General features: G+C 63.8%; 7 protein-coding genes. All 7 read right to left on the reverse strand.

Going from position 1 to position 12,944, the window contains the following annotated elements:
* Positions 1-555: 555 nt before the first annotated feature.
* A complete protein-coding gene (locus ACG00X_RS08105; RefSeq protein ID WP_394487570.1) occupies positions 556-1,344 on the reverse strand; it encodes a hypothetical protein in 789 nt (262 codons plus the stop codon).
* Positions 1,345-1,770: 426 nt separating this feature from the next.
* A complete protein-coding gene (locus tag ACG00X_RS08110; RefSeq protein ID WP_394487571.1) occupies positions 1,771-2,511 on the reverse strand; it encodes a pentapeptide repeat-containing protein in 741 nt (246 codons plus the stop codon).
* Positions 2,508-7,913: a two-partner secretion domain-containing protein gene (locus ACG00X_RS08115; RefSeq protein WP_394487572.1), complete on the reverse strand. Its 5,406-nt coding sequence runs from the start codon at positions 7,911-7,913 to the stop codon at positions 2,508-2,510. The genes ACG00X_RS08110 and ACG00X_RS08115 overlap by 4 nt, the downstream gene beginning before the upstream one ends.
* Complete coding sequence (locus ACG00X_RS08120) at positions 7,910-9,685, reverse strand: ShlB/FhaC/HecB family hemolysin secretion/activation protein (protein WP_394487573.1); 1,776 nt, start codon at positions 9,683-9,685, stop codon at positions 7,910-7,912. The genes ACG00X_RS08115 and ACG00X_RS08120 overlap by 4 nt, the downstream gene beginning before the upstream one ends.
* A gap of 352 nt (positions 9,686-10,037) precedes the next feature.
* Complete coding sequence (gene aspS / locus ACG00X_RS08125; protein ID WP_394487574.1) at positions 10,038-11,828, reverse strand: aspartate--tRNA ligase; 1,791 nt, start codon at positions 11,826-11,828, stop codon at positions 10,038-10,040.
* A gap of 89 nt (positions 11,829-11,917) precedes the next feature.
* Entirely contained in the window at positions 11,918-12,592 is a 675-nt protein-coding gene (locus ACG00X_RS08130; RefSeq protein ID WP_394487575.1) for a DUF502 domain-containing protein, read from the reverse strand.
* A 12-nt stretch (positions 12,593-12,604) separates the two neighbouring features.
* Positions 12,605-12,922, reverse strand: coding sequence for an FmdB family zinc ribbon protein (locus ACG00X_RS08135; protein WP_394487576.1), 318 nt, complete (start codon positions 12,920-12,922; stop codon positions 12,605-12,607).
* Positions 12,923-12,944: the final 22 nt, after the last annotated feature.

The raw sequence follows: 12,944 nt of genomic DNA on the forward strand, positions 1-12,944 counted from the left end.
ACGACAAGCTATCGCAAAGCTTGGCCGCCCGGGCCTGAAGGCCCGAAGGGCGGCATTCACGACAAGCTATCGCAAAGCTTGGCCGCCCGGGCCTGAAGGCCCGAAGGGCGGCATTCACGACAAGCTATCGCAAAGCTTGGCCGCCCGGGCCTGAAGGCCCGAAGGGCGGCATTCACGACAAGCTATTGCAAAGCATGGCCGCCCGGGCCTGAGGGCGACGCCACGTGGCGAGATCGGCCCATGGGTACCCCTGAATTTCCATGAACTTGGAAGCCAGGCGCGTTGCTCGGGAAGTCGAAGATCGGAATTTCGGCCTCGCCGAGCCACCAGGTTCTATGGCGCCCGGGGCTTTAAATTTGCCCAATGAGGCACAAATCTCCGCCGATGCACTTCGCAAGCCAGCCCCAAGGCTTGCAAGCGCACCAAGCCCAGGTGCGACAGTGATTTCGCCGCGCAATGTGCGTGCGGTCTTGCCGGCGTCGCGCTTCACCGAAGCGCCGCAGACGATGCCGGCCGTGAACTGGCTGTTGCGAGCGGTGACTCAGCCGCGGCGCTCTACTGGCTCAACAGCACTTCCAAATTGTCTTGGAACGACTTCGCACAGGACTCCACAAAGGCCGCTTCTGCGGCCCTCACCTTCGCGTAGTCATCCGCTTGCCACTGCGCCAATGTCGTCTTCGTGCCCGCGTCCTGATACGCACACTTGACCGTTCGAGCCTGGCTGAAAAAGCCGGCGCTGTCGGGTTTGCGGCTCAACGTGGCTTCAATCTTCAGGTCGTAGCCGAGGTCCTCGTCCGAACCCTCGCCATAGACCAGTTGAAACCTGTCCTTGCGAACCCACAGCACGTTCTTGAACGTCTGTTTGGGCGCGTGAAGCTGTGTCCAGCCATCCACCAGAGGCTCCAACTTCTGGGTGAGATCGGCGCCGGCCGGATGGGGCATCGCCCCCACCTTGTCCCCTTTGTAATCCTCCTTGGGCACTGCCGTGCGAAAACCGCCCAAAAGCGCGCCCACCACCATCAGCGCCACGTCTTTTTTGCGCTCGGCGGGGCTGACGATCCGCAAAACAGCATCTGGGAGCATCTGACCATCCGCCGTTTGCGTGTCCCCGGTCATGGTCAACACACCGGAGTATCGAAAAGGTTCGGTGGGTTTGGGTGCGTCCGGCATGGGCGCCGACGCGGTTGTCTCTGCCGTTGCAGGAACCTCAATGGCCTGGGGCTCTTGGAGCGCCTGGGCAAATGAATGAGCACAAAAAAATGCTGAGCAGAAAAATGATGCAATGAATTTCATAAGGTGAGCGCGTTGAAAAACAATGAAGTCCAAAAATTTGAGATCACTCATCGGGCGACGCAAGCAGAAACAAGTTCTTGATATAGGCTGCGAGCGGCTCACCATCGGACTTGCTCGGGGCTTAGGCACTGCGGCATCAAAATTCGCATCTCAAATTGATTTCACAGATTCAGCAACATAAATTTATGGCCAACCACGAATTCTGTTGACCTTGGCGAGAAATATGGCTTGGTTTGGAATGAGGGGGTTTAAATTTGAGACCTGACCCCGAATTCCGCGCGCGCATCAGGCGCTTGGGCGGCGGGGTTTCATCTCAAAAGTGCCATCCCGGCGCTTCGGAAAGGTGTGTTGGACAGGTGGACGCGCCAGCCGTCAAAACTGCCTGCATCAGGCGCTTGGGCGGCGGGGCTTCATCTCAAAAGTGCCATCCCGGCGCTTCGGAAAGGTGCGTTGGACAGGTGGACGGGACAAGTGCCCTCAAGTGCCCTCGCTTAATCCTGCAGGCTCCCAGCGGATTTGATCGAGGTTTTTGTTTTGACCAAAAAACTCGACAACGCGCCGATTTAAAATATTATCCGTAAGCGATGCACGGTCAAAATTGCAATTAGTAAACTCCGAGCCCTCTAAATTCACGTCACGCAAATCGCTAAAATTAAAATGACAGTCGTTAAAAATTGCACCACTGAAATTGGCACCACGAAAATCACATCTATCAAAATAGGTGCTGCGCGCAACAACTTGGCTCAAGTTGCATTTTGAAAAATCGCTCAACGCGTGCGAATAGGACCAGACCCCCGTGTCCGGATCTCGCGAACCGTGCCCGGTAGCAAAGCTATCCAAAAATGTGCAAAAAGAGAAATTCGCGCCAGCAGCAAAAAAAGGAGACATCTGCGCCATGACGAAACGACTGCGACTAAAGTCCACTTGCACAGCACTTGCTTCTTGAAGTCCTGTTCTAAAAAACAGGCATGCTCGTGCAGATCCGTTGTCAAGCACATAGTTTAACCACTGCTCAGGAAATCGATATCCGTCTATATTGACAAATCGACAGTCCAGAATCGCCTCGCCGGTCTTGTAGTGCGGCGTGCGAGGAGCAGTCGAATCAAACCACTCACGCCAACTCATTCCATCGGGCTCAACTTTAGACAAAACAACATTGGACAGTATGAAACGATAAATTTCTTCATCACCCCATCGCGACATAAGAGGATTAGTCATGGCAGCGTTATCCACTTGAACTGTTTCTTACCATTCTCGTCAACCCACACCTTCCCAATCCGACCGATATTCTGCGGCGGGATCTGAGCAGGAATTGATATCTCCAATTCACCACCTGTAGCCTTGCCCTGCGCTATGCCACTAAGGCCGATGCCCTTACTGCTGGTATCGCGGATTGCATTGAGATCGTAGCCCTTCACCCCCACGATTTCTACGACGAGTCCGTCATCGCCAGCCCAATATAGTGCGCCGGCATCTTTAGTGGGAGAACCGAGAGCATTCGTCGTGCCGCGGAACGCTGTGTCCGGCAAGCCGCTAATGTGATCAGTCAACTCAATATTGCCACCTCTAGCTGGCAGTCCGTTCCGTTTGACATACGCTGCCGCTTCATCTAGCGAAAGCTTGCCAAGTTCAAGCACTTCTCGATTGGTCCCGTGAAAGACTTCGCCGTAACTCTGCGGCGTGACTAGTTCCCCGTTCATCGTCGCAGAGTCTTTTCCAGGCACAGCCTTTGAAGGGCTAGCCGACACAGGTGTGCCTTGAGAACTTGTCACAGAGCTATCCGCCACCGCAGCCGACTTACCTTCAGCTGACCCCTTCACGACAGCCACTTCGCTCTCGACGCCGATAAGCCGCCCCAGCGCCCCCAGTACTTTGTTGGTAACCGAGGTGCCCAGCACCAGTTCTTCAACCGGATAGATCGGCGTTGCTGCGCCGTTGAGGGCACCAAACCGCTCCACACGCTCTTCATCGCGCAGGTTTTTCAGCGGTTCGATCGAATCACGCTTCGAGCCGAGTTGGCTGTTAAGGTAAGGATCATCTTTCTGTGCTGCCGTTGCACTGAAGTAAGTTTGCGCACTGCCGTAGTTCACCTGCGGCTGGCCGTTCACCGTGATGGTCTTGCCCATGTACGGCGTCAGCATCTCCTGAGCAGTCTGCAGCTCGTAAAGGTAGCCCTGTAAGCCGCCGCGTGCTCCTGCGCTGTACGGATTGCTTGATGCCTTGGCCAGCTGGGTGAGGTAGGCCTTGTTTTCATCAGCGGCCTGATCGTCGACAAGGCCACTTGCCACGCGCTCAAGGGCGTCAGTCCAGTAACGAGTTTCAGTGCTGACGCATTGCATGTCGCCGTTGCACATCTGTGCAGCCTTGCCCTTGGCGAGCTTTGCAATGAGGTCGCGCTCAGAGGGATGCAACTGCCGGTTGTTGAAGTCCTCGTTCAACCCGGCAGCCGCGCCTGCCGCGCCGCCCACCACGCCGCCAGCCGCGCTGGCGATGGCGCCCGTGAGCAGCTTGGACAAGGCCTCAGCCGGACTGTTCTGTTGGTCGGTGGGTTTGTCGCCAGACACGCCCAGCGCCACCAGGCCGTCTTGCAGGTTGCCCTGGAGCTTGTCGAGCTGGGGCGCCAGGCTCGCCGCCGTGCCGGCGCCGAGCGCCCCTTGTACGTTGCCGGTGAGCCCACCCACCACCGCGTGAGCAGCGACGCGGTAGGCGCCGCCTTCCTTCCAGTTGTCGTAGTCCGCCTTGGCTTGCGGGTCATTCAGGACGGCGTTGGACGCTTCCAGCAGCGCCTGCGCCTGTTGGCGCTTTTCGGGGCTGCCGCTGTTGCTGACTTGGCCCGCATCCACCGTGAGGGCGCCTGCGGCCGCGAGGGTGCCGCTGTTGATCAGGGTCTGGGTGGTGACTTGCGCCGATCCGCCGCTGTACAGGCTGGCCCGGTTGTCGAGTTGGCGCCCTTGCAGTTGCAGGTCCGTGCCGCCGATGAGGCTGCCTCGGTTGACGATGTCGGTGCTGGTGAGGCTCAGCGTGCCCGCCGCTTGCACGGTGCCCGCGTTGTCCAGGCTCGCCCCGCTGACGCTGGCGCTGCCTTGGGCCAGCACGGTGCTGCCCGCGTCCACGCGGGCGCCGCCTGCGCCTTGCAGCGTGACGTCGCTGCCGCCTTGCACGACGCTGGCTTGCAGGCTCGCTTGCCCCGCCGTGGCCTTCACTTGCGTGTCCCCGCTGGCGATGAGTTGGCTGTTCGTGAGTTGCAGTGCGGCTTGGGCGCCGTCCGCCCCGCTGGCTTGCACTTCGATGTCTTGTCCGCCGAGTTGGCTGCGGGTGAGGCTGACTTGCTGTGCGCTCAGGTTCACCGCGCCCGGCGCCACGAGCAGGGTGTCGCTGGCGCTCAGGTTCTGGCTGGCGCTCAGGCTCAGCCCGGCCACGTTTGCACTCGCTTGCCCCGTGGCCTGCCCCGCCGCGAGTTGGCTGTGGCTGCCGCTCAGGCTCACGCTCTGCGCGCTCACGCTCAGGCCTTGCCCCGCCGTCCATTGGCTGTCTTGCCCGTTCAGCGCCCCCGCAATCTGGGCGTTCAGCGCCCCGCCCAGCGCCGTGAAGCCGCTGTATTGCTCCCGGCTTGTCGTGTCTGTCGTGACGGTCTTGCTGCCGCTCACGTCGAGTTGCCCCGCGATCACCGTGAGCTGGCCTGCCGCCACGGCTTGGGCGCCGTCTCGGTGTTGCAGGCTGCCTCCCACTTGCACGCTCAGGTCGCCCCCGGCGCTCAGTGTGGCGCCTCGCGTGAGCAGGTCTCCCGCCGTCGTGATCTGGCTGCTTCCCCCGGCTTGCACCATCGCCCCGCTGAGGTCGGTGGCTTGTGCTGCCGTGGTGCTGAGTTGCAGCGCGCCACTGCGCGCTGCCAGTTGCCCTCCCGCCGCGCTGAGTTGCCCCGCGCTCACGCTCAGGCTTTCTCCGACGAGTTGCACGCCACCGAGTTGCGCCGCGTCGGCTTGCACGATCAGTTGGCCCGCGCTGAGCACTTCGGCACTCTTGCCGTTGGCGCTTTGTGCGCTGAGTTGGCCCGCTTGCAGCAGGAACTTCCCGCTCCCCGCGTGCTGCAGTTGCCCGCCGTCGCTGTTCACGCTTTGTGCTTTGAGCGTGACGTCGCTGGCGTTGGTCGCCATCACGCCGCCCCGGTTGTCCAGGCTCGTGAGTTCCAGGCTCAGCGCTTGGCTGCCGCTGTGCACCAGGCTGCCGCCCCGGTTGTCCAGCTCTCTGACTTGCAGCGCCAGTTGCTGCGCGCTGAGTTGGCCCCCCGCGTTGTTCAGGCTCTGGCCCGTCGCGCTGAGTTGGCCTTGTGCCAGGACTTGGGCGCCCGCGGCGCTCAAATCTCCTCTGCCCTGCCCCGCAACGAGCGAGATGTTGTTCGCCTGGACGGCTGCACCATCCAGATTGAGCGACGCCGCCGCGAGCAGCAGATCACCAGACGCCCAGAGTTTTCCGGCGCTCTGCGCGACGCCGTCCGACGAGATCTGCAGCGAGGCAGCTCCCTGCAACCGCCCATCGCTGGCCATGCCGGCGGCAATCAGGCCCTGGTTGGACAGCTGACCGGCCCTCAACAGGTTGGTGCCAGCCGTCGCCAAGGTGCCCGCTGCCGTTTGCTGCAAATCATCCGCGTCGATCTGCACGCCGGCGGCGCTGAACATCAACCCGCTGTTGTCGAGAGTGGGTGTTCGCAGTTGAAGGATGCCCTGCGTCAGCAATTGCCCGCTGTTGGCGAAGGACGTGGTATTGCCGCTCAGACGCTCGGCACTGAGACTGCCACGGTTGCTGAAGCGAGCGCCGTCCAGGCGCATGGACTGGAGGCGGATATCCCCCTGGTTGTCGAGACTGCCACTCACGTCGGCGACGAGATCACCCGCCGTGCGCAGCACGCCACCGGCATTGGCGAATTGACGCGTATCGATCAGGCCATCCGCCAACACCGACGGTGCGGCGGGCACCGACGTACTGCCCCCAGCCGAAGTACCGGCGTCGTTGCCCGGCACGCTGCCACCAGTGCCCGGGCTCGGGGCCGGGGTTGCGGACGAGGCACCGCCATCGCCTGCCACCGGTGCGCCAGCTCCACCTAACGTTGCAGCCGCCTGGCCAGCGCGTTGCAGCACCTGTCCATCAGCGTTGTCCCATCGTTCAACCGCCAATGACAGCGCCTGGCTACCGGTCTGCTCGATGCGCCCCCGACGGCTATCGATACTTGGCGCCGTCAGTTCCAGACGTGCCCCCTGCAGGCTGCCACCTTGGTTGTCGAGCAGGCTGCCAGCTTGGACGGACACCACACGCGCTGCGGTCACGCTGCCGCTGTTCGTCAGCTGTTCAGCGGCGCGCAACTGGATGTCTCGCCCGGCCTGCAAGCTGCCACCGAGCTGTTGGCTCCTCGCTTGCACCTGAAGGTCTTGCCCTGCCGCCACCGTGCCAGACAACTGCAGCGCCGCGTCGCTCTGCAGTTGGACAACCTGCCCCGTCACCACGCCGCTCAAGGCCGCGTCTGCCGTCGTTTTCAGCTGCAGGCTGTCACTGGCTTGCAGCCGCCCGCTGCCGCTGAGCCAGCCGTTGTGGTCCAGCGTCAGGTTGCCCGAGCTGGCGATCAACTGGCCATCCTGACGCACGCCGACGCCGGCTTCGGTGCCGACGAGCGTGATCTTGCCCGCATACATGCCCCCCAACGCGGAAACATCCAGGGCGAAGCGGGGCGCGGCGTCCGAGCCGGCCGGCGTGGTGGGCGTCACGCCTTCGACACCGGTGGCGCTTGCCTCAACCGAGGCGACCATGTTGGCGCCGGTCACAACCTGCAGTTGCTGCGCCCAAATGCCGGCATTCAGCTCCACAGCACGGCCAAGGATGGCGGCGTAATCGGCATCGCCTGCATTCAGGCCCGCGCCGTTGACGCTGATGGTCCCGTTGCGGACGTCATAGCCCGTCAAGGCGCCGCCACTGAGCTGCGGTTGACCGGTGGTCAGCGTGACACTGCGGGCGTTGATGAAACCGGCCCCGTCGACCTGGATACCGCTGGGGTTCGCAATGACGAGTTCGGCCCGCTGGCCTGCGACCTCCACAAAACCCTTGAGCTGGCTGGCTGCGCTGCTGTTGACCTCGTTGAGGATCAGGCGCGCGCTGCCTTGAGCCAGCCACGGGTTGCCCTGCACCCAACCGCCGATCTGCGTGCTGACGTCGGTTCGCGAGTTGTTCAGCACTACGCCTTGTGAGGTGACGTCGAACTGGCTGTAGGTGTTGCGCGACACACCCGCCGCACTGGGCGTCTGGATGTTGACCTGCGTCGTGCCATTGGCCGTCGTCAGCACAGTGGGCTGCTGGTTCTTCGGCGCCTGTGCATCCGCCCGGACCTGGGCCGTTGCCAACGGCGCGAACAGGGGCGACAGCAGCAGCCCGAACGTTGCCGCCCAGGACCGCCAGGCCTGCGCCTGGCCGCCCGTCGAGCCGGCATGGCTGGCGGCGGCACGCTGACGGGCGCGCTTTCGCGTGCTGCGACGCGTCTCGCCCGTGCCCTTCCCCTGCCCACGGGCGATCTCCGCCACTGCCATCAGCAACCCGCGCCGACGGTTGAAGACGATGCGGAATTGCTGACGATTCATGGCGAATAACTCAAGCTGAAACCGGTCACCCAATGACCGGAAGGAAAGTTGGAAGGCGCCTGCAAGGCAGTGCCCGCGAAAACATCCAGCTGCGCGCCACCGTAGCGCCAGCGTGCCCCCAGCACCGCCCCGGCCAGATGCCGACCGGCCAGGCGCTCGACACCACGCCCCGCCACCCAGCCGGTATCGATGCCGACGTAGGTGCTGAGCTGCTCGAGCAGGGGCAACTCGGCCTCGTTGCGGATCAAAAGGCCATGGTCTGCCGTCAGGGTGCGGTCACTGTCGAAACCGCGCACCGTGTAGCGGCCACCGATGGAAAAGCGGTCCTGCGGCGTCAAAGGCTGCAGCGCCACCTGGCCGCGCCACTGCGTGCTGAGCTGAAGCCGGCGGGCGCCGAGTGGCAGTGCGCCGCTGAGGCTGGCCGTTCCCTGCGCCAGACGCACATGAGAGGTGCCTTCGCCGAATGCCTCCTCCGGCGCCTGCAGGGCATGAAAGACACCCGTGCCGCGCTTGACGCTGACCTCGGCCTCGCCGTTCACATCGCCGCCGACGCGCTTCACGTTGAGGCCCGCCTCCCAGCCGCCGACACGCCGACGTTGCACTTCGACTTCCGTGTCGTCGATGAAATTGCGCGAACCACGACCGAAAAGCTTGGCCCAGGCCTGCACCTTGAGCTGCTGCGTGCGCCACAGCGTGTGCGAGAGCTTGAGTTCCCCATTGCTGCTGGTGCCGCGATAGACATAGTCGCGCGTCGCCCCAGCAACGACCTGGCGATAGCCATTGCGGCTGAACGTGACGCCGACCTGGCTATAGCCCCAAGGGAGCGAGTAATGGAAGACCTGGCCACCGATGCTGGGATGCGGCTGAGGCCGATCCCGAACGCTGCCCCGCAGCCAGTCGACATCCCGGTTGACCGTCACGTAGAACAAGTCGTTGAGCAGGAGCGCGTGATCCAGCGACAGCGTTGCGGACAGCGGGTAGCGGCCGGTTGCCGCACTCCCGCTGTCATCGACCTGAAACTGCATCCTGGCCTGGCGCCCGCCCGCGTAGCTAACGACAAGGTCACTCATGCCAGGATCTGTCGAGTCGCGCGCGGGCTCCACCTGAATGTCGACCTTGACGCCAGGCACGCGCTGCAGGTTTTCAAGCGCCTGCTCCATGCCGCGCAGGTTCAGCAGATCGCCGGGTCGCAACGGCAACGCATTGATCAGGCGCACCTGTGGCGAGCTGCCCTCGCGAAGCCGGACCGCGTGCACACGGCCGGGGACGACCATCAGGTTCAGCACACCGGTGGAGAGGTCTTGCGCCGGCACCAGCACTCGTGTGGTGATGAATCCGCCGTCGACCAGCGCCGACTGAAGCCGGGCCGCCAACGTACCAATGCTGGCGGCACCCAGGCAACGACCGATTGGCGCGTCATCGCCCGTCGGACCGCTGAACGCCCAGACACGGCCGGCGAGCTCAGGCCAGTCACGCACGCCGGCCAAACGCACTTCCCGCACGACGAAACACGGCGATTCATCGTCACGAAGCCGCTCGTTGACCGCCGCAGGTGCCGCCGGCAAACGAACGTCAGGGCTTTGCTCCAAGGTGCGCCGCTGGTCAGCCTCTCGCTGCCGCTGCAACTGCCGCAACGCGTCGGCATCGGAGGCCCCGAGCGGCGGCGACTGCGCCAGGCTCAATGACGGCGCCAACGCGAGCACCAACACGGCGAGCCCCCACCAAGCTGCTGGGCGCGCCCGACGCGTATAGATCCAGTCGTGCAAAACCAAAGCCTTCTCCCTCCCGTCTCAACCTCACGGGAGCAGCTACGCCTTGGCTGCCGCACCTGCAACCATGCACTCCCTTGAAAGCGCGCTCTTCTGACGCGTCAATTCAACGGATCACTATAGATGTCGAGCTCGTGTCAACGACGGCAATAGTTCATGAAGTACGGCAGTTCAACGCTGCTGCAACGCGCTCACGCAACCTGTGGCGCTAACGCAGGTAGCCGACGGCCACCCGGCTCACGGCAAAAAAAAGAGCCCCTGCGCAGAGGGGCTCTTGTCATGCGTTCAACACGCCGATTGAACGACTGGGCACCGCCAGCACGGTGCCTCTTCACGTGCAGCAGGCGCCGCGCAATCAGGCTGCAGGCTGGGCGTTGCGCAGGCGGATGTGCAGTTCGCGCAGCTGCTTTTCGTCGACCAGCGACGGTGCGCCGGTCAGCAGGCACTGGGCGCGCTGGGTCTTGGGGAAGGCGATCACGTCGCGGATGGACTCGGCCTTGGTCATCATCGTGACGATGCGGTCCAGACCGAAGGCCAGGCCGCCGTGCGGGGGCGCGCCGTATTGCAGCGCGTCCAGCAGGAAGCCGAACTTGATGCGCTGGTCTTCCTCGCTGATGTTCAGCGCCTCGAAGACCTTGGCCTGCACGTCGGCGCGGTGGATACGCACCGAGCCGCCGCCCAGTTCCCAGCCGTTGAGCACCATGTCGTAGGCCTTGGCGATGCACTTGCCCGGGTCGCTGACCATCAGGTCTTCGTGACCATCCTTCGGGGCCGTGAACGGGTGGTGAACGGCCGCCCAGCGGTTGTTCTCCTCATCGTGCTCGAACATCGGGAAGTCGACGACCCACAGCGGCGCCCAGACGTCGTTGAACAGGCCGTTGGTCTTGCCGAACTCGCTGTGACCCACCTTCAGGCGCAGCGCGCCGATGGCGTCGTTGACGACCTTGGCCTTGTCGGCGCCGAAGAACAGCAGGTCGCCGTCCTGCGCGCCGGTGCGCTTGAGGATCTCGGCGACGGCTTCGTCGTGCAGGTTCTTGACGATGGGCGACTGCAGGCCTTCACGGCCCTTGGCGACTTCGTTGACCTTGATCCAGGCCAGGCCCTTGGCGCCGTAGATCTTGACGAACTCGGTGTAGGCGTCGATCTCGCCACGGCTCATCGCGGCGCCCTTGGGCACGCGCAGCGCGACGACGCGGCCGCCCGGCGTGGTGGCGGGGCCGCTGAAGACCTTGAAGTCCACCGTGGTCATCGCGTCGGTCAGTTCGGTGAACTCGAGCTTGACGCGCAGGTCCGGCTTGTCGGAGCCGAAGCGGTGCATGGCTTCCGCGTACTTCATGACCGGGTAGTCGCCCAGCTCGACGTTCAGCGCCTTGCGGAAGACGTGGCGGATCATGCCCTCGAACATCGAGCGGATTTCCTCTTCCGTCAGGAACGAGGTCTCGATATCGATCTGCGTGAATTCGGGCTGGCGGTCGGCGCGCAGGTCTTCGTCACGGAAGCACTTGGTGATCTGGTAGTAGCGGTCGAAGCCGGCGACCATCAGCAGCTGCTTGAACAGCTGGGGCGACTGCGGCAGCGCGAAGAAGTGGCCGTCGTGCACGCGGCTGGGCACGAGGTAGTCGCGCGCGCCTTCCGGCGTGGACTTGGTCAGCATCGGCGTTTCGATGTCGACGAAGCCGTGCTCGTCCAGGAACTTGCGCACCTCCATCGCCACCTTGTAGCGCAGCATGAGGTTGTTCTGCATGTACGGGCGGCGCAGGTCCAGCACGCGGTGCGTGAGGCGCGTCGTCTCGGACAGGTTGTCCTCGTCGATCTGGAACGGGATGGGCACCGACGCGTTCAGCACCTCGATCTCGTGGCACAGCACCTCGACCTTGCCGGAGACGAGGTTGGCGTTCTCGGTGCCGGCCGGGCGCGAGCGCACCTTGCCGACGATCTTCAGGCAGTACTCGCTGCGGACGTCTTCGGCGATCTTGAAACTGTCGGCGCGGTCGGGGTCGCAGACGACCTGGACCAGGCCTTCGCGGTCACGCAGGTCGATGAAGATGACGCCGCCGTGGTCGCGGCGACGGTGGGCCCAGCCCATCAGGGTCACGGTCTGGTCGAGCAGCTTTTCGCTGACTTGGCCGGCATAGCAGGTACGCATGAGGTTCTCCGAATTCTTTGCTTGGGGGTGTTCTGTGGAGGCGCTGTTGGGCGCGGGCGGCCCTCAGGATTGAACGCCGGCCGGGGCGTTCAACCCGGCTGATTTCGATGGGGCGCGTCGCAGGGCTGGGCGCCGGCATGGGGCAGTGGCGCCACCGTGCCCATGGAGATGATGTATTTCAGCGCCTCGTCCACCGTCATCTGCAGCGGCTTGATGTCGGACGTGGGCACGATGAGGAAGAAGCCGGACGTGGGGTTGGGCGTCGTGGGCACGTAGACGCTGGTGTGCTCGCCGTCCAGGTGGCAGGCCACCTCGCCGCTGGGGGTGCCGGTGACGAAGGCGATCGTCCAGCTGCCTTCGCGCGGGTATTGCACCAGCACGGCCTCGCGGAAGGCGTTGCCGCTGCTGGAGAACAGCGTGTCCGACACCTGCTTGACCGAGCTGTAGATGCTCTTGACGATGGGGATGTGGGACATCAGGCGGTCCCACTGCGTCAGCAGCCACTGGCCGAAGATGTTGGCCACGAAGACGCCCGTGACCAGCAAGCCAGCCGCGAGGATGACCAGGCCCAGCCCCGGCACATGGCGCAGCTCCAGCACGGCGTCGCGCACGGAAGCCGGCAGCACCAGCGCGAGCGCCGCCAGCAAGGAGCCGAAGACGCTGTTGACGACGTCCAGCACCTGCGCCAGCACCCAGATGGTGATGGCCAGCGGCAGCCAGACCAGCAGGCCGGCGACGAGGTATTTGCGAAGGGAAGGAGCCACGAAGATCCCGGTTCAGTGGCAGGCGCAGGAGCCGCCGCAGCTGCCGCCCGAGGTGGACGACGACGCTTGCGTCGTGCTGCCGGACGACTCGGCCTTGGCAGGTTCAGCCGCAGGGGCCGATGCCGGCGCCGCCGCCGTGCTGCCGCTGCCGCCGCGGAAGTCGGTGGCGTACCAGCCCGAGCCCTTGAGCTGAAAGCCTGCCGCCGTGACCTGCTTGCCGAAGGCCTCGGCACCGCAGGACGGGCAGGTGGTCAAAGGGGCGTCAGAGAGCTTTTGCAGCACGTCCTTGGCGTGGCCACAGGCGCTGCAGCGATAGGCATAGATCGGCATGGTGGTGCAAAAGTGGGGGCAA

The organism is Pelomonas nitida (assembly GCF_043555975.1).
GTDB lineage: Bacteria > Pseudomonadota > Gammaproteobacteria > Burkholderiales > Burkholderiaceae_C > Pelomonas > Pelomonas nitida.